The organism is Microcoleus sp. CZ3-B2, from assembly GCF_036705055.1.
GTDB lineage: Bacteria > Cyanobacteriota > Cyanobacteriia > Cyanobacteriales > Microcoleaceae > Microcoleus.
The window spans coordinates 18,790-37,589 of the sequence record NZ_JAUBTN010000064.1 but is presented as its reverse complement, the minus strand read 5'-3'; the positions used below and the strand labels follow the sequence as shown (position 1 = coordinate 37,589).

Sequence of the window (18,800 nt, the reverse complement as noted above, 5' to 3'; positions counted from 1 at the left end):
AATAACCAATAACCAATAACCAATAACCAATAACCAATAACCAATAACCAATAACCAATAACCAATAACTAATGACTGATGACTGATGACTGATGACTAATGACTAATGACTAATGACTAATAACTAATGACTCTTAAAACATGAATCTTAAAAAACTTAGCCCTTGGCTGGACGCCCTAGCTATCCTAGCCTGGGGAATATTGCTCCTCAAATATTGGATTACAGGCAAATTAAGCATTCTGATTCACCCCAATTACTTTGGCTTGACAGTCGCGGGAGGAATCGGCTTAATGGTGATTGGCGGATTTAAGATTTGGGAACTCTTAAAGGTCGATCGCGCCAACAAACAATTCCGGACATCCCCAGCCAACAACTCTCCCAGAATCACAGAAGTTGAACACATTACTTTATTTCCCCCCAGCATCGGCAGCACCTTAATGCTGAGCGTCGCATTAATCGGTTTAGCAGTAACGCCCCGCACATTTACCAGCCAGACAGCATTGGAACGAGGTCTCACCGAATCTCTGCCCATCACCAGACTGCAACCGCAAGAATTTCGCAATACTACAAAACCCGAAAATCGATCGCTCGTCGAATGGGTGCGGCTGTTAAATTTTAATCCCGAACCAGATACATACAGAGATCAAAAAGTCAAGGTTAAAGGATTTGTGATTCACCCGCCCAACATAGCAGAACAATATATGTGGATCGGGCGTTTTATCATTACCTGCTGCGCGGCGGATGCCTATCCGATCGGGTTGCCGGTCAAATTAGCGATCGGTCAAAACCGCGCCTCTTTTCCCCCAGACAGTTGGCTAGAAATAGAAGGAGAAACAATCGTAGAAGAACTACAAGGTAAGCGCAAATTAATCATTCAAGCATCCTCCCTCAAACCAATTCCCGAACCAAAAAACCCTTATGATTATTAGATGTGGAGCTGGTTGCAGATTAAATTTTATCTTTCTGATTGTAAAATGTGTGTCGGGCCAGTCCTACAATCAGAAAATGAAGATATGATAAAGTTCGCTAAAAAATGGCTGCAGCATCCTGTAGAAATTGCCAACTACCGATTCAGCAACTAGACTCATAATTAGGAAATAAGTTTAGAGTATATGTCATCAGAAAAAAAATTAGCCATCAAAGGCGCATTCTGGACGATCGCCAGCTATGGAAGCAGTCAAATTATCCGATTTGGCAGCAACCTAATTTTGACCCGCCTGCTTTTGCCCGAACTATTTGGTTTAATGGGTCTAGCCTACGTTTTCATCACAGGTGTCCACCTATTCACAGACATAGGTTTGGGCCCAAGCATCATTCAAAACAAGCGCGGGAACGAGCCAGAATTTCTCAACACCGCTTGGACAATGCAAGTTCTTCGCAGCTTGTTTGTTTGGTTGTGTTTAATGTTAATCACCTGGCCAGTTGCTAACTTTTATGAAGAACCGCGTCTCCTGTGGTTGCTTCCCTGCATAAGTATAAATACCCTAATAGGAGGGTTCAAATCCACTTCCGTATCCACCCTCGAACGCAAAATGAGCATCAAGCAAGTAGTGCTTTTTGAGTTGGGGATACAGGCAATTTCTACTACAGTGATGATTGTATGGGCTTTTTTCCATCCTACAATCTGGGCTATCCTCGCCGGCGGTTTTGCTAACTCTATAATAGAGTTAGTATGGAGCCATTTTTTGATTCCCGGCAAGTCAAACCGCTTCGCTTGGGACAAAGAAGCCGCTAAAGAAATATTTTCTTATGGAAAATGGATATTTTTATCGACGATTTTATTTTTTCTGTGCTCTCAAGCCGATCGCCTAGTTCTAGGGAAAATCTTTACTTTAACAATGTTGGGCATTTACGGCATCGCTTTTACCCTCGGCGATATGCCGCGCCAAGTGATCATCGCCCTCGCAGGTAGGGTGATTTTCCCCTCAATTTCGATGCTAGCAGAATTGCCTCGTGAGGAATTGCGCGCCAAAATTATTAAAAACCGCAACTTAATCCTGATACCTTTAGCCGTAGGCTTAGCAATTTTTGTGAGCTTTGGAGATCAGGTCATTTTAACATTGTACAGGAAAGAGTATATGGCAGCATCTTGGATGATGCCAATCTTGGCTTTAGGTATCTGGCACACTACTCTCCACAATTTGATGGGTTCTTGTTTGTTAGCGGTTGGCAAATCTCAATATGCAGCTATGGGCAATCTGGTAACTTTCTTGAGTATCACTATTGGCATCCCAGTCGGATATCATTTTTTGGGTAATTTAGGTGCTGTGATTGCTGTAGCTGTCGGTGATATTCCTACTTATTTAGTAACCAGCTACGGTCTTTGGAAAGAAAGGCTAACTTGTTTTTGGGAGGATATCCAATTGACAGCACTGTTCTTAGGCGTACTAGCTGGCATACTTTGCATTAGAATGTATGTCCTCGGTTGGGGACTACCTATCGACAAAATATCACCGATGGATTTAGTACCGATCAATCAACTATTTAAGTAAACACAAAGGAGATTGTCTGTAGGTCAGATGAATATACACTAAAAAGAAAAGTAATACACTTTATCTTTTTCCAAATTGCTTTGTTACAAGAAATATCGCGATCGGTTGTTAGGTATATAAAATGATGCTTTTTTATCAAAAAAAACCGATCATAAATTTATTTCGAGAAAACGAACAGCCCCAACAAGAACGCCCCAAAGTCTTTGTTGCTGTCGCGCATATTACATCAGTTGAAGAATCTAACAATCCAGAAAAAGGGGCAGCAAAGATAGAGAGACTCGCGCACACCATAGACGGACTGTGGACAAGTTTTGCTCATTGCAATCTGAGTATTTCGATCCAAACTCTACCGAACAGGCACGTTACAGCTTATTTGCCTGAATATCAAACTAAGTGCGTTCAGGTACCAGAATATCCTGAATGCGACCCAAGGTTTGTAGAGTTTAGGCTTCAGGAAGAGTTTGTTGAAAAAGTAGAATAATTTGAAGGGTTTTTATTTATAGAAGATGACATTATTTTGTCGGATGCTTTCACTCTAGAAAAACTAGAAAAATTCAACCAACAAAGCGGGTATGAAAATGCAATTCTTTACCCAAACCGTTATGAAATGTATCAAGGGACTAAGGGATATATTGATTTGACGATAACGCAACCATTGGTAATAAACAAGCTATCTAGTGTAGAGATAGAAGGTGTAAGATTTGCCGAATTTAACAATCCTAACGCAGCATTTTACTGTTTGTCAATAAAGCAGATGAAACACTGGATAAAATCAGGTCGTTTCTTCAAAAATCAAATAGTGGATGTCCGGTCTTTAGAGAGTGCAGCAACTTTTTGTCTTTGGGAATGTTTCTCTATATATAAGCCTCACCCATCAAATTTAAACTATTTTGAGGTCAGGCATTACGATAGCAAATATTCTAAGTTATATCCCGAACCGCAATCGCCCTATACACTGTCAGCGGTTAATCAGAGTTCCAATATACCAATCGTCAAGAATTCGTGAAATAATGGCTCTGGGCTAAGTAGCCGTCTGAATTATTAGGAGTTTTGGACGCGGTGGCGATCGCTCTCGGATTGGTTCGTAGTGCGGTGAAGTCCTCACTACGAACTGTTTTTGCTATGATCGTCAACCGGAGTTGATATGAAACTCCGATCGCCAAATCGGGTTTTTGAGCTGGGTGCGCCTGGGAATGTAAAATTTAAGAGGGAAAATTGGGCAGTGATTTTTCACCAGAAATAGGAGAGAACAATTTGTGAATATTTTTAACAAAAAATTTAATCCTTCATTCTTCGGTATTCTGCCGTTCAAACAGCCGATCGACCGCACGGCCATCTTTCTGATGTTAATGTTGAGCGTCTTAATCGGACTGCTGCTGCTGAGTGGCGATCGCACAGCGCCCAGAGTGCGAGAATTTAGCTGGGAAAACAAACAAATCGGCGCGCGAGATACCGGCTTTCTCCTCACCTTCTTTCGCCCGATGAACCACTCCACCGTCGAGGAAAACTTAACGCTAGAACCTCCCCTCCCCGGTAAATTTAGTTGGGCGGGACGGCGCATGGCTTACACCCTCCAAGATCCAGCACCCTACGGCGTTACCTACACATTAAAACTCGCTGGTGCAACGGACAAGTATTTCGGAGAAAACAACCAATATAAAGGCACGCCAATGCAGCCGTTTAGCAGTTCCTTTCGCACTCGCGATCGGGCTTTTGCTTATATCGGCGTTCAAGGCGAAACAGAAAGCAGATTAATGCTAGTCAATCTCTCCAGCAGCGAATCGAAACCGATACCCCTGACTCCCAAAGATTTGGTTGTCACCGATTTTAAACCCTATCCCGGGGGCGATCGCATTTTATTCTCAGCCACAGATCGATCGATCGCCCGTACTCGCGGCACCCTAAATCAAGAACTATTTACAGTCACCACCGGCCTCAATCCCCAATCCCCCGGAGAAGAACCCCAACAAAAACAGCCAGCAGGTAGAATCGACAAACTACTAGACTCCAAAGATTACCAAAACCTAAAATTTGACCTTTCAGCCGACGGAAAAATCATCCTGATTCAGCGCGTCAACCGCAGCAATCCCAGCGATTTCAGCCCTTGGATTCTCGAAGAAAAATTACCGCCCCGACCATTGGAAAATCAACAAGGCGGAGATTTTATGATTCGGCCCGACAGCAAATCGGTGGTAATATCTCAAAAACAAGGATTAGCGATCGTCCCGCTTAAACCAGAAGCAGACCCAGTAGAACTTTTACCAAAATACGAACAAGTATTGGGCCTGGCCCGCGACAACTCCGCCGCCGCCTATGTTAAATACAACGGCGACTTTACTCGATCGCTTTTCATCTTAGACAACCAAGGTGTGGAACAAGAAATATTGCGGATTCCCGGCAGCATTATCTCCGTTTATTTCGACCCGCGCAAAAACAAAGACAATCAATTCCAGCGTCTTTACTGTTTGTTAGCCCAACGCCTCGAAACAGAAAGCTACACAGAACAGCCTTTTATCGCGACCATCGACCTCAAAAAAGAAGGCACTCGTTTGGTAGGAACCATCAAACCGCTGCTAGTTTTGCCGAACCAATTAGATACCCAAATCAGTTTATCTCCCGACGGTCTGGCATTAATTTTCGACCAATTAGTTACATCAGCAAAACCGTCAGCAGCAGACAGTCCCCGCAACTCCGGCGGACAGTCGATCGCCACCAGCCGCCTCTGGGTGCTACCCCTATTAGAAATACCTCCAGACGGTTCTGCTGCAAAAGTACAGCCCGAAGAACTTCCCTTTGCCGGCTATCATCCCCGCTGGCTGCCGTAAATCGATTTTATACTTTATGGCGATCGCAGGTGGAGAGAGTTTGAGAGTTTGAAAAAAGTTAACGATTTTCAGTTGGTCGAGATATAAAACGTTTATTTGCACAACAGCCTCGCGCCAAAAAGTGCTTGTTACAAAACCGGAGATGCTCCATAACACAGCGAGATTCATGTCGATCGCTCTGACAAATTTGTTTACACAATCAAAATCATTTCAACATCAATTGTAACCAATCTTAACGACCCAATAAATAAGGATAAGCTTTCTAACAGAAGAATAACTAAAGTGTGTTCCTTGGCTTCAATGTCAAGCACCCTGAGCTTGATTTCTGCAATTAAGCTTAAGCCTTAAAATAATTAGTAATCGCCTCAAATCAAGTGCAGGCATCGAACTCGCTCTTTTTGGGTCGATCCCGGACTAGATAGCGAACTGATATAAAATTAATAAGATACAGAAATCCGCAGGTACATTGGGTATCAAAAATATTACTGCTATAAATAGCAGACTCTCAGGTTTGTTATGCCAACCACTAACCCCAGTCTCAAGAATTTTATCTCCCCAGTGCCACTGTGCCGACCAACGGCGACACTAGAATCGCTGCGGTCAATTTTCATGGAGGGAAATTGCGATCGAGTCGCAGTAGTCAACGAACAGAAGGAGCCCCTAGGATTAGTTTACCTCCGCAGCCTTTGGATGGGCACGGACTCGCGCACAAACGACGGAGAGCAACTTTTGTCGGAAAGCTCGATCGCGATCGAACCCATCACCATAGTACCGGCCGCTTTGAGTGTCAGCGAATTCTGGCAGTACCTGCAAAAAGAACAACTAAATAGCCCAGCCCACAGCCAAAGCGTCGGCGGTTTCTCCAAAAGCCCGATCGCCCTTACAGATGCCAGCGGTAAATTTTTAGGACTCCTAGAGAGCCTGAGCCTGCTGCAATATATCGCCACACTCAACAGCAGCAGTCAGGCGGAGTCAACAGCAGTCAAAGAAATCGAATTAATACCCGTTTCCTCGGCGCTAGCCACCGCCGAGGGCAAAGGGCGCTTTTTAGAAGCGGGATTGAAACCCTCGGAAAACCTTAACTCCCTAGTCCAACTCCTAGAAAAACTGCCCCTACCGCTGAGATTGCAAACCCCCAGCGGACAAATAGTCAGTCAAAACGCAGCGTGGCGGATTTTGCTGGGAGCCGGGCCTCAACCAATTCCAGAACCAGCAGCAAATTTGGGCAAACACTCGTCCCACCAACCAAGCCATGTAACCACCGAATACCAGACTGTGCAATTCGAGGCTATCACCTCTGAGTGCAGGAGCTTAGTAGGAGTAAGTCGATCGGGCGATCGGGATGCAGCCTCCGCCAGCAGTTGCGCGCTACCCCTGTACTCAGCCGCCTCCCCATCAACCTTAACCGCTCCAGCTTGGTGCGCCATCGCAGGCAAACCAGACACATACATTTGCGACTGCCCGGTACAAACAGGTCAAGAACGGATCTGGCAATTTGTCAAACAGCCGCTCGGAGACCAGCTAATTTTAGTCATGGGACAAGATGTCACCGAAGAACATTTAGTCGCCAAAGAACTAGCAGCAAAAAACGCAGACTTAATCCACCTCAACCGACTAAAAGACGAATTTTTATCCTGCATCAGCCACGAACTAAAAACCCCGCTCACCGCCGTCCTCGGTTTGTCAAGCCTCCTCAAAGATAAATTGATCGGAGAACTCAACGACCGGCAATCACGTTACGCCAAACTAATCCATCAAAGCGGACGGCATTTGATGACAATAGTTAACGACATTTTAGACTTGACCCGCATGGAAACCGGGCAGCTAGAACTAATTCCCGAATCCGTAGAAATAGCAGCAACCTGCAAAAGAGCCTTTGAACAAGCAAAACAACTGCAACAGCAAGAAGAAAAATCTCCCCCCAAAACAAACGGCGAAGCAAAGGCAGAACCGTCAGAAAAAATAGAATTTACACTCGAAATAGAACCGGGACTGAGCTATTTGATTGCCGACGAACTGCGGCTGCGACAAATGCTCGTCAATCTCCTTGCCAACGCCCTAAAATTCACCGAAGCCGGCGGCAAAATCGGATTGAAAGTAAATGTTTGGGAAGGTTGGCTCGCCTTCACCGTTTGGGACACCGGCATCGGCATCCCCGCCGACAAACAGCACCTGATCTTTCAAAAATTCCAACAGCTAGAAAGCCCCCTGACCAGACGTTTTCAAGGAACCGGACTCGGACTGGTACTCACTCAAAGGCTCGCGAGGCTCCACGGCGGAGACGTTTCGTTTATTTCCTCAGAAAACCGAGGCTCTGAATTTACCCTGCTGCTGCCGCCAAATCCTCCCGGAAACTGCGGGGAAGAATCCCCACCGCCTGCTTTGGCCGAGGAAGAATTATTCAAACCAAAATATCAGCATCCGATCGCCAATTCTCGCTCTCGTTTAGTATTAATAGTCGAAGCAGTTCCCAAATATATCGAAGATTTAACCAACGTCCTCTCCAGTTTGGGCTACCAAGTAATAGTCGCCCGTTCCGGCACCGAAGCCCTGGAAAAAGCCCGCAGGTTCAGTCCCGAAGCGATATTCCTCAACCCGCTGCTGCCCCTGTTGTCCGGTTGGGACGTGCTGACGCTGCTCAAGAGCGATCCAGATACCCGATCGATTCCGGCGATCGTCACAGCCACCAGAGGCGAAAAAGAACGGGCTGCTATCAACCGCGCCGAAGGCTTTTTGAGCTTGCCGGTGGAAGAACCCGCTTTGCGAAGGTTGCTGGCAGATTCGATCGGCCAAAGTAATGCTAGTAGCAACAAGGTGATAAATTCTTTAACCGTGTTGTGGCTAAGCCCGCAAAATAGTTCGTCTCAAGGTTCCGCTTTACTGCTAAATCCCACCTACTGCCGGGTTTTAGAGGCAGACGACCTCGACCAAGCAGAACTCGTCGCCCGAATTTGGCGGCCTTCGGCGATCGTTTTGGACAGTACAAGTCAACTGCAAAACCCCTTAGCTTTTATTGAACAGTTAAGTCGGTCTCGAAATTTGGGTTCTCTCCCCTTGGTGACTTTAGACCCAGCAACTACGCAACTGGCCAATCAAATCAAAGGATTGTCGGTATTTCCCTGTTTGGCAGCCGGCAGTCCCGAAGGCACTCTTTTGGGCGCCTCTGCGTTGTGGCAAGTGATTCAAGTAGCTGCGGGCATGAGTTGGAAGCCCAGCATTTTATTGGCTGACATTTCGACTTTACCGGACTTGCACCGCGCGGCTGGGGAGAATATAACAAAAGAATTGAAAAATGGCGATCGATCGACAAATGCCGAGATTCCCATGCCCAATTCCCAGTTTTGTACTCCCAACTTTCAAGCTTTTATTCAATACATCCAAACCGCAGGATTCCGAGGGTCGATCGCACCCTGCTGGAGAGAAGTTTTGCAGCAGTTGCAATATCAAAGCGTTGACTTAGTTTTGCTGTGCTTGCGAGATGCCCCCTCAGAATCAACTGCTATGTTGCAAGCGCTCTCGAACCTGCGACAAATGACTGGACAACTGCCAATTTTAGTCTGGGATTATCGATCTGTTGTAAATTCAGAATCCGAGGCGATCGACTTTTTGCTGCAAGAAGTATCGGCTAAAATTTTGCCTTCTTCCTTATCGGTAGCACAATTGTTAGACCAAATTCAACAGGCTTTATTAACTCACTAAATATTGCTAAAAACAAAAAAGTCTCAGGTTTTAAGTAAGGATTTCAGTCCTCTCTAAAGCAGTATTTAACAGACTTTATTAACTCACTAAAGTTGCTAAAATAAAAAAATCCTCTGGTTTTAAGTAAGGATTTCAGTCCTCTCTAAAGCAGTGAATCAAAAATATTATCCCTGAGTGCAAAACAGAATCTGGGAACAATTTAACAGAAAACCGCAAAACGTTGCGAGTCAGGAAGCAATATCAAAACTCAAAAATATGAGTTATTATAGGCGATCGAGAAACCATTATATTTTTTCCTGGGGCTGTACAGTGCCTAATCGCATTTCTTTAATATCTCTGGCGATCGCGCTTTTTTTGGGGACAATGCCCAAGCCCGTTGTCGCACAGGCACTCCTGCCTTACACCCTGCAAATCGACTCGGCCCAACTCGACCAGACAGCCTTGAGCCTTGCTGAAGAAGCAGTCCAGCTAGCCAGACTCCAGCAGTACCAACTCGCCATCCCCAGAGCCGCACTCGCCACACAGTTAGCCCCCAAGAACGATCGAGCTTGGACTTTGTTAGGCAGCTTGTACCTTCAAGTCGAACAGTTGGACAAAGGGATTGAAGCTTTGGGGCAAGCTCAATCTCTATCGCCAGAAAATCCCTCAATTAAATTTGTCTTGGGAGAAGCTTACTTTCGGCAAGCGAAGTACGAAAAAGCAGCCGAATACCTGCAAGCTGGTTTGAAAATAAAGCCAGACACTCCGGGCGCATTATTTGATTTGGGCAACGCTTTTTACAAGCTCAAGCGGTTTGATAATGCGATCGCCCAGTACGAAAAAGCCTTTGCTTTAGAAAAAAACCTGTGGCCCGCTATCAACAATATCGGATTAGTCAAATACGAAACCGGAGATGCCGATGGCGCAATCAAACGCTGGCAACAAGCGATCGCGATCGACAACAAAGCAGCAGAACCAATGCTAGCTCTAGCAGTAGCACTCTACAGCAAAGGCGACAAAGAAAAAGGTTTAGCAATGGGAGAAGCCGCCCTGAAATTAGACAGACGCTATGCCACTGTAGATTTTCTCAAAGAAAACCTCTGGGGCGATCGTTTGATTTCAGCCACCCAAAACTTCCTAGCCACTCCTGAAATGAAAGCAGCACTGGTTAAAATTCAAGACGCTCCACCTCCTCCCCAGACATCGCCCTAAGCTTATTATCAGCCCAATTTAACTATGACAACCACCGATCGCCTCGCCCCCCTAAGCTGGACAGAATTGGAGGCACTCACAGACTTTCAAGTCGATCGCACCAACGGGCCAACCAATTCTCAAGCCCGCTTGCGCCTCTTCGGACATCCAGAATCCGACGTGAGAGTCACCCTGTACCGTGACAATCATGCGTGGTGTCCCTATTGCCAGAAAATTTGGTTGTGGTTGGAAGAAAAACAAATCCCCTACCGCATTGAAAAAGTTACCATGTTCTGCTATGGGGAAAAGGAAAGCTGGTACAAGCGCAAAGTGCCGTCGGGAATGTTACCGGCGATCGAACTAGACGGCCGCATCATCACCGAAAGCGATGACATCTTAATCGCCCTCGAACGAGTCTATGGCCCCTTGGGTTTGGGCATGGAAAACCCGGCAGTAATACCCATGCGGCGGTTAGAGCGACTGCTGTTTAGGGCCTGGTGCTCTTGGCTGTGTTACCCGGCGAGTTCAGCCAAAGTAGAACAGCACAACCGCAACCAATTTATCAGTGTCGTCGCCGAAGTAGAAAAAGCTCTGGCTAGCACATCCGGGCCTTATTTCCTCGATGAATTTGGCACTGCGGATGTGATCTTTACGCCCTACGTCGAACGGATGAATGCCAGTCTTTACTACTACAAAGGCTACTCGATGCCGGAAGAAAACCCGCGCTTTGCTGACTGGTTTGCGGCGATGGAAAGCCGCCCCACCTATCGCGGCACTCAGAGCGACTTTCACACCCACGTCCACGATTTACCACCTCAGATGGGCGGCTGTTATGAAAACGGCGAACCGCAGATGCTACTCAACAAAGCCCGCGTGGATAATGGGCCGTGGGCTGGACTCCCGGATGTGATGTATCCAGAACCGGAAACCTCCCGCGCTGAAGCTCTTCACCGCGTCATTAAGCACCAGCGCAACATCGTTCGAGTCAATCCTGCTGATGACAACTTATTCGATGAGGCTTTGCGTTGTGCTTTAACTTTGATGATGACTGGCGAAGTTTGTACGCCGCCGGCTGGTTCTGATGCGGCTTTGCGGTATTTGCGCGATCGGGTGAATGTGCCCCGCGATATGTCCATTTACGCGGCCAAGCGGCTGAGGGAAGCGTTGGAGGAAACGGCGGCTTTGGTGGGTGATGGCCAAGGTTCTCCGATTCTGTTGAAGCATCGGCGAGATCAAGATCCGGCTAATTTTGTGTAGGGAGAGTCTGGTGGATTTGCTCAAAGGTTTCTCCAAACACGACATCACAGATTTGTGATGTACGATCGGGTGATTTAGTAAGTTGTTTTAGAGGCTCTGGATATGGTTTCAGTATCCAACAACCAACCAATCATTATTCGTACAGAGCGCGGACTGACAATTTCAGGTACGCGCATCACTCTCTATGATGTGATGGACTACCTGACGGCTCAATATCCCGCGAAATTTATCCGTTCCTTGTTTGACTTAACAGACGATCAGATTAACGTTGCTTTATCCTACATTGAGGCAAATCGTGCAGAAGTCGAAGCAGAATATCAAATTGTTTTAAGGCAAGCTAAGGAAATTCAGCATTACTGGGAAGAACGCAATCGCGAACATTCAGCCCGTGTTGCAGCGATGCCACCCAAACCCGGTCGAGAGGCTCTTTGGGCAAAACTCCGAGAGCAGAAAGCCAAACACGAACTAGAAGCATGAATTTTCTTATAGATCACAATCTCGGAGGTCATGCAGAGATTTTATTAGGAAATATTGCGAGTCAAGGCTGGTTAAATCTACTTCCAATTCGGGTTGTCACCTTCAAGCAGATGAATTTGTCGATCGACAGTAACGATCGAGTTGTTTGGCGACTTGCTCAGGCAAATCAGATGATTTTGCTTACTGCCAACCGCAGCATGAGGGGTGAAGACTCCCTGGAACAGGTGATCCGAGAAGAAAATACAGTGGATTCCCTACCTGTGATTACGATTGGAGATGCCGATCGATTTTTAGGCGATCGAGTCTATCGAAATCGTTGTGTTGACCGTATTCTGGAAATCTTGCTGGATATCGAAACCTGGATGGGCGTTGGTCGTCTTTTTGTTCCGTAGAGCGAGGCAATAAATAAGGCAGTGCTGCTAGCCGAACAAGGCAAAAAAACTGAGTTTCCAACACTATCAAGTATTTTTTATGAAAGTATCTATATCTTTGCCTGATGAGCTAGTGCGTTACATTGACGATCGTGTAGAAAATCGCAGTCGGCTAATTGAGCTTTTATTGCAAGCATGGCGCAAACAACAAGAACAGCAGGCAATGGTAGAAGCCTGTTTATTGCTCGATGAACTGAGCGATCAATTAACCGATGAGGATGAAGCAGGGCAGCAAGCAGCGATTACCGACTGGGAAGCATCTGGCTCGTAAGTTTTGATCCCTCAGTGGGTACAGAAATCCGCAAGACTCGATCGGCGGTAATTATTTCAGGAACTGCTTTTAATCAACGCAGCTTGCGTCACAGTTCTACCCATCACTTTTGATGTTCCAGTTGATGTGATTGTTAATCAGGTTCTGTTTGAAGATGAGGATACTGGCCTGGTGGAGTTGGCGATCGCTCTTGAAGATGAGGTTGTCTATATTTTTAATCCTCGTCAACAGAGATGGAATACTCACTTTGTTTGGAATGCTGTGGAAGCGATCGGGTTAACGGCGGTCGAGCAACAGTGCAAGCCCTTGATTTGAATCGGTCAAGTATGTTGGCAATTCGGGCAGAAGAGGAATTACGGGGTCGTCATCCTCCCCCGGAAGATATCAATCCCCTAGATACTGATTTGTAGGTAATTCTTTTGACTCTAGAGATATCCCCTATGACTGTATCTTTGCCTAGTCTTGCTGATTCTGTGATTCAAGCACTACACCAACCCGGACAAAAGCAATTGCTGGATCTAGTGCGAATGTCAAATTTGGCAACCGGAGGGCGGTTTGCCGGAGACGAAGGCGGGGTTATACGAGTTTGTGGATTGGGTGTATCGCTGGAAGGCGAATGAAGAGATTTTAAACTAAACCTTATTTACTTAAAAAATACTATACAATTATAAAAATATTGACTTATGGAGAGCAGAAATATGAGCATTGTTCCACGCGGAATGACAGTCACTGAGGCTTATCGGCTCTATCGGTCAGGTAACTTATTAGTGAACAGAAAGTATCAAAGAAAATTAATTTGGTCTGTTGACGAAAAAGAAAAACTGATTGGAAGCATTTTAAAGGGATATCCAATTCCTTTAATTCTACTAGCTGAACGTCCTCAAGTTCATGGAAGTGGAAAGTATGAGATCATAGATGGTATGCAGCGACTTAATGCTATTTGTGATTTCATTGAAAACTTATTTGCAATTGATGAAAAATATTTCGATCTTAACGAATTTTCCTATGCCAAACAATTGGCTGATGAAAAAATATTTGAATTCCAAGAAAATTCTGATAAATTAGATAGAAAAGAATGTGCAGATATTTTAGATTATCAGCTTGCAGTAACCATCTATACTGCAATGGATGAAAGCGACATAACAGAGGTTTTTGGTAGAATAAATTCCGGTGGTAAGCATTTAAGCAATCAAGAAAGACGACAAGCAGGTGTAACAACATCCTTCGCAGAAGTGGTTCGTACAATTTCTATGAAGTTGCGAGGGGATGATACTCGGAAAACGCTTAACCTATTTGATATGCCGCAGGTTAGTATTGATTCCAAACAGAATAATCAAGGTTATGGGATTCAAGCAGAAAATACGTTGTGGTGCAAGCAAGGAATTCTTAGTATACCTGAACTACGTGATAGTAAAGATGAAGATATGATAGCAGATATTGCAGCATCTATATTACTCGATCAACCTCTCCCAAGAAGCAGAGAGCAGCTAGATCGTCTGTACGATGAAGAGAGTAATGACTTCCAGTTAATAGAGAAGAAGCTTGCAAGTTATGGCTCAAATAGACTAGAAGAAGAAATTGTAAAAACCTTCTCCATTCTTGGAGAAACTATTGAAACATATAGCCCAGATAATAAGTGCTTACAAAATATCGTCAACCCAGGCATTAATAATCCAATACCGCAGGGATTCTATACAATATTCATGGCTTTTTTTGAATTAGTAATTGATTTAGAGCTACTACCTGCTAACCCTCAAGAGATTATGCAAGCACTCAAAAAGCTTCAGCAGAAGTTAGAGCTAAGCAAGCGCTATGCAGCGATCAAAGATCGTACTAAGAATATTGATCAAACGAAGGGACTCATACAAAAGTTCTTCGTGAAGAAAGACAAATCAACTCTGGGACAAGGTGCTGAGTTGATACAAACATTCAAAAATTCTTTAAGTCGTTCTCGCATAGAAACATCCAAGTACGAATGCAAACAAGGTTTGCTCGATCTATCACCCAATAGAAAACTAAATAATGATTTGCTCCAGAGACTTGTTGAAACAATTTGCGGAATTGCAAACTCCGATCCAAACAATGATGGATATATTTTTCTTGGAGTGGTCGATAAAAAACAAGATGCAGAAAAAATTCAAAATTTAGATGGAATTAATCCTCTTGAAATCAATGGTAGATATGTTGTAGGAATTGATAGAGAAGCTAGGGTTTTAGATAAAACCCTAGAGGATTATGTTGGGATATTAATTAATGCAATACGCAAATCAGATTTGACTGATCCCTTAAAGAGTCATGTTCTGATGAAAATTGATACTATAAATTACAAGGGATACTCTGTGATTAGAATTAATGTTCCATCTCAAAAAGAGGTTTCGTTTGTAGGTGAAAAAGCTTTGATGAGGGAGGACTCTTCAACTGTAGAAGCTAAAGGACCAAAACTAATGGCTGTTTTTCAACTTTTCCAAAAGTAGTTTACGAAGATGGGGCATGAGATGGTAGCAGCAAATTCGATAAACCCGATCGCCCCGCCAACCACATCTACCTGCAATTGGTCAAAAAACACCAAGGCCCCAAATCCACAGAGGGCATCGCCCCCACCCTCACGGAACTCAAAATCTACTCTTTACTCATAGACTGGGAAAAACACCCCATTCTCATTTTCTACGAAGACGCGATACCTCCAGGTTTTAGCCAAACTTTTCTCGATTCTCTCACTCGCTTCGACGCGACAATCTGCGCGATCGCCGACTCACCCCATCCCACCATTCCCACATTCTCACCCCAAGACCCGCACCTGATTCAAAGTATTATGATTTGGCTACAACGCACTGTTTTAGAAACCTAACCTATAAAGTCAACCCACCCCAACTACCGCTAAATCAACTTACAATTAACTAAACCTATCAATAAACATATCTGGAGTAACAATTTCTACTGCTTGAAAAGGATTTAATACCAATAAATCCAAATCACCCGTAACAATTACATTGGCATTACCACTAACCGCCAACTCTAAAAACTTATTATCTTTTTCATCTCGACAAACGGCAATTTTTTCTGTAATAGAGACTAACTCGGACGCGCTGATAAATTTAAGCAAAAATACCTGTCTGTCTTCTAAAGAAAGATACTTATTAAACTTTTTCCGATTCAAAACTTGCTCTAATTCATTTAAAGTCGCTTCAGAATATAAAATTATTCCTTGCTTTTCTGCTAATTCAATCGCCAGAAATGGGACTGAATTTTTAAACAGTAAAGCACTGATTAAAACATTCGTATCTACGACAAATCTATTCGTCATTATCATCTGCTAAAATTTGTTGTAAAATCTCTGGCGTTAAGCCTCGCTGTTGTGCTTTGTCAGAAATTTCTGCCATAACTTCAGTTAAACTTTTATTGTGTAAATTCCCTCTCAAAAACAATTTAACAATGTAGCTCAACTGTTTCTGAGTCTCAGAAGTAGCCCCTTCAAACGCCGTCTTAATATCTTCATCAACTTGAATCGTAATGCTTGCCATAGTCCTTATTAATCCTTTGAATATATGCTGTCATTAATTATGGCATAGTGACACCGCAACCCTCAAGCTCAAAATCTACTCTTCACTCCTAGACAATGATTTAGGATTCCTATAGTTTTTTATAATCGCTAAAAAGTTAAGCTTTAAAGCTTAACTTTTTAGCTGATATCTAAGCAACCTCTACGAACACACCGCTGCGAGCAAACTCCTCTTCTTCAGGAGTGAAGACTGGAGATCGATCGACAAGATCCGGGTCAAAGTAATATGTCTCTTGTAGGAATTGTCCCGTGACGATCGCCTCCTCCAACTCCTTGATATAATCTTGGGCAACTAAGCAGGCCTCCTTGATGCCTTCTGAGTCACGCTTATCCAACAGTTTTTGCAATGTTGCTCTCACCCCTGTCAGTCGTGCTGCGGGTTTGAGCATACCGTAGAGGCGGTACATCCGATCGGTGGCAATGCTAATGTGTTTGAGGGCGTTGGCTCGTGCTAGCTCAGAGTCAATGCTGGGCCAATAACGAGTGGTGTAGAATGCTTTCTCATCCTTGTGATACCACTCCTCCGATCGCGCAATTGATGAAGAGACAGTATTGTGGAGCTTCCAGAAGAATAAGCGCAGGGAAGCGCCATCTACTACGGTGGACAGCTTTGCCTCCATTGATACCTCAAAGTTATTCAGACGCGGGTCGCGCCCAAGCACAAGGTACTCTACAGGGTACATTTCCACCTCTTTATTCTGCACCACGTAGGCGTTGAGGTGGTGGCGGCAGTAGGGGCAGGGATACATAGTGGCAAACAGCTTGAAAAAGTCCTTGAAGATGGCCACCAGAGTTTTTTGCTGTTTGGGGGTCTTCGTAGAGACGATTTCAGCCGTAGTGTGGAAGAAACGCCACACCGCAGGGCCAATATAGTAAGGGAAGCTGACGCGCATTTGTGAATTCTTTATTTCACTGCGATCGAGATACACGTCGATAAATGACACATATTGCGAAAGTTCGCCAGACTCGCGCCCAAACTCCATGCGTTCGCGCCGTTTCTGTACCCCATTTAGGTAGTTGTGCGTCAAGCGCCATGCCTGTTTGAGCATCAGTTGCTGTTTTGGAGCGCATTTGGGAAAGCTTTCTATAACATCCGCCCCATAGCGCCCAAATTCCCCTGACGTTTTAGTGGCTTCGTACCACTGGTTTAAAGCCGTTTCGTCAGGCACCGTGTTCAAGGGGATGTCTGCTGCGGTAATGACGCTAAAGGCAGCCAGCAACTTCGGCATAAAGTCTTCATACCAATATGCCACGGGCATCATCGCACCATCGATTTTCTCTGAGGCATCCGAGAGGATGACGCGGTTCCACTTCTTCAGGTAATCTTTGGGATTTCCCTCGGATTGGGCTGGTGGCGGTGCCATTTCCTCACTCAGCTCCATTTTTCGCAGTCGGTTGAGTTCGTTGATGGCAAGCACGCCCTCAGCGATGTCGCGCAAGTTGAGACTCTTCTTCTTGATGGTGATTGCAAACTCGACTCCCGCGGCAAACTTTTCCTTGGCGGTGGCAGATTTACCCCGCGCCTCCAACATGGCTTTTTGTTCTGCCAACATTTCTGGAGTTTTTTCGATCGTCTTCCACTTCTTGATGCGAGCCTGTAGTCTGGCATATTCATCTTCGATCGATTTCACGACTGCATCCAGTACAGGGTTGCACGCAGACTCTACGATACCTAATCCTTTATAAAGGGCGATCGCAGTTTTGACAAATTGCACAAAATCAGCGATTCTGTACGGCAAATTTTTCACGCGCAGGTGAGTCTGGTGGTTGGCGGAGAAACTCTCGCGGAAGCTGCGGTAGGCGGCTCCCTGGATCAGACGAAACAAACCAATCTGCATCTGCAAGCGGGACGTACCGCGCTTCTTCTCAGTTTGTGGGTGTTGGGCGAGTAGTTCTTTTAGCCGCGCTATTTCTGGATTGCTATCGGTGGGTGCTTCTTCTAGATTAGGTTCAATAGTGGCAGAAGCTGCCTCATCGATCGCAGTTGCTGTACTTGCGATCGCAGCGGCTGTACTATCTGAAATCTCGGTTGTCTGTGTACTGACAATTGGAACGGGTGAGTCTTGATATCCGGTTGCGAGCTCTGACTCATCCGGTACCAGTTTGCAGAATTCCTCAAAGTCAATTGAGGCATCGCCATCATTGTCTACCTCTTTGATGATCTCATCCAGCTCTTGCTCTGTGAGCCCAAACTGGCTCATCACACCCTGCATCTCGTTTTTAGTGATTTGACCGCTGTCATCCTCATCAAATACACTAAATGCCATTTTGAGACGACTCTGGCGATCGCCCTGCTGGGACACCATCAGCATTTTGAATTCCTCAAAATCGATACTGCCCGACAAGTCTACGTCCACTTCCTTAATCATGTCGCGCAGATCGGTTTCGTTAGGACTCTGGCCTAGCGATCGCATCACTTGACCCAGTTCTTCTGATGAGATAGAACCGCTCCCGTCTGCGTCAAATACTTTGAAGGCTTCCCATAACTTTGCCACCTCTTCTTCAGTCATGGCTTTTTTTTCAAGCTCCACAGATGTCATAACTAAATTTTCCCTGATTTTTTTATTAGCTGTCTATTGATTACGACCAATATACTTTAATTCCTGATGACTTACGCA

The 18,800-nt window shown here is 45.0% G+C and carries 17 protein-coding genes and 1 pseudogene; 15 read left to right on the top strand and 3 right to left on the bottom strand.

Annotated features, from left to right (window positions below):
- The first annotated feature begins 141 nt into the window (after nt 1-141).
- The 15 genes and pseudogenes from QUA97_RS22965 to QUA97_RS22900 form a co-directional block, all read left to right on the top strand.
- Nucleotides 142-930: a TIGR03943 family putative permease subunit gene (locus QUA97_RS22965; RefSeq protein ID WP_194066447.1), complete on the top strand. Its 789-nt coding sequence runs from the start codon at nt 142-144 to the stop codon at nt 928-930.
- Nucleotides 931-1,113: 183 nt separating this feature from the next.
- Entirely contained in the window at nt 1,114-2,493 is a 1,380-nt protein-coding gene (locus QUA97_RS22960) for an oligosaccharide flippase family protein (RefSeq protein WP_333196308.1), read from the top strand.
- Nucleotides 2,494-2,614: 121 nt separating this feature from the next.
- Nucleotides 2,615-2,974 (top strand): hypothetical protein, encoded by a 360-nt coding sequence (locus QUA97_RS22955; protein WP_194066449.1) that lies wholly within the window; start codon nt 2,615-2,617, stop codon nt 2,972-2,974.
- A 775-nt stretch (nt 2,975-3,749) separates the two neighbouring features.
- Nucleotides 3,750-5,318 (top strand): hypothetical protein, encoded by a 1,569-nt coding sequence (locus QUA97_RS22950; protein WP_194066450.1) that lies wholly within the window; start codon nt 3,750-3,752, stop codon nt 5,316-5,318.
- A 516-nt stretch (nt 5,319-5,834) separates the two neighbouring features.
- A complete protein-coding gene (locus tag QUA97_RS22945; RefSeq protein ID WP_194066451.1) occupies nt 5,835-9,017 on the top strand; it encodes an ATP-binding protein in 3,183 nt (1,060 codons plus the stop codon).
- Nucleotides 9,018-9,326: 309 nt separating this feature from the next.
- Nucleotides 9,327-10,208 (top strand): tetratricopeptide repeat protein, encoded by an 882-nt coding sequence (locus tag QUA97_RS22940; protein ID WP_442922575.1) that lies wholly within the window; start codon nt 9,327-9,329, stop codon nt 10,206-10,208.
- A gap of 24 nt (nt 10,209-10,232) precedes the next feature.
- The gene (locus QUA97_RS22935) at nt 10,233-11,444 is read left to right on the top strand and encodes a glutathione S-transferase family protein (RefSeq protein WP_333196302.1); all 1,212 of its coding nucleotides are present in this window, start codon (nt 10,233-10,235) and stop codon (nt 11,442-11,444) included.
- A 102-nt stretch (nt 11,445-11,546) separates the two neighbouring features.
- Nucleotides 11,547-11,921, top strand: coding sequence for a DUF433 domain-containing protein (locus tag QUA97_RS22930; protein WP_333196300.1), 375 nt, complete (start codon nt 11,547-11,549; stop codon nt 11,919-11,921).
- Nucleotides 11,918-12,313 (top strand): ACP S-malonyltransferase, encoded by a 396-nt coding sequence (locus tag QUA97_RS22925; RefSeq protein ID WP_333196298.1) that lies wholly within the window; start codon nt 11,918-11,920, stop codon nt 12,311-12,313. Before QUA97_RS22930 ends, QUA97_RS22925 begins: the two co-directional genes overlap by 4 nt.
- A 79-nt stretch (nt 12,314-12,392) precedes the next feature.
- Nucleotides 12,393-12,623: a ribbon-helix-helix domain-containing protein gene (locus QUA97_RS22920; RefSeq protein WP_333196295.1), complete on the top strand. Its 231-nt coding sequence runs from the start codon at nt 12,393-12,395 to the stop codon at nt 12,621-12,623.
- 14 nt (nt 12,624-12,637) lie between these two features.
- Nucleotides 12,638-12,736 (top strand): hypothetical protein, encoded by a 99-nt coding sequence (locus QUA97_RS28385; RefSeq protein ID WP_442922574.1) that lies wholly within the window; start codon nt 12,638-12,640, stop codon nt 12,734-12,736.
- Between the two features lie 120 nt (nt 12,737-12,856).
- Complete coding sequence (locus QUA97_RS22915) at nt 12,857-13,033, top strand: hypothetical protein (RefSeq protein WP_333196293.1); 177 nt, start codon at nt 12,857-12,859, stop codon at nt 13,031-13,033.
- A 30-nt stretch (nt 13,034-13,063) separates the two neighbouring features.
- Nucleotides 13,064-13,243 carry a hypothetical protein gene (locus tag QUA97_RS22910; RefSeq protein ID WP_333196291.1) on the top strand — a complete coding sequence of 60 codons (180 nt, stop codon included), beginning with the start codon at nt 13,064-13,066 and terminating at the stop codon, nt 13,241-13,243.
- Between the two features lie 78 nt (nt 13,244-13,321).
- On the top strand, nt 13,322-15,097 hold the full coding sequence (locus tag QUA97_RS22905) for a GmrSD restriction endonuclease domain-containing protein (RefSeq protein WP_333196289.1): 1,776 nt from the start codon (nt 13,322-13,324) through the stop codon (nt 15,095-15,097).
- Nucleotides 15,098-15,135: 38 nt separating this feature from the next.
- Nucleotides 15,136-15,471 (top strand): annotated as a pseudogene (locus QUA97_RS22900) (NACHT C-terminal alpha/beta 1 domain-containing protein); the annotation flags it as partial.
- A 45-nt stretch (nt 15,472-15,516) separates the two neighbouring features.
- Here the strand turns inward: QUA97_RS22900 and QUA97_RS22895 are convergent.
- From QUA97_RS22895 to QUA97_RS22885, 3 genes are all read right to left on the bottom strand, one after another.
- Nucleotides 15,517-15,927, bottom strand: a complete 411-nt coding sequence (locus QUA97_RS22895) for a putative toxin-antitoxin system toxin component, PIN family (RefSeq protein WP_333196285.1) — start codon at nt 15,925-15,927, stop codon at nt 15,517-15,519.
- On the bottom strand, nt 15,917-16,144 hold the full coding sequence (locus QUA97_RS22890) for a hypothetical protein (RefSeq protein ID WP_333196283.1): 228 nt from the start codon (nt 16,142-16,144) through the stop codon (nt 15,917-15,919). Before QUA97_RS22890 ends, QUA97_RS22895 begins: the two co-directional genes overlap by 11 nt.
- A 169-nt stretch (nt 16,145-16,313) precedes the next feature.
- A complete protein-coding gene (locus QUA97_RS22885) occupies nt 16,314-18,692 on the bottom strand; it encodes an EF-hand domain-containing protein (protein WP_442922572.1) in 2,379 nt (792 codons plus the stop codon).
- Nucleotides 18,693-18,800: the final 108 nt, after the last annotated feature.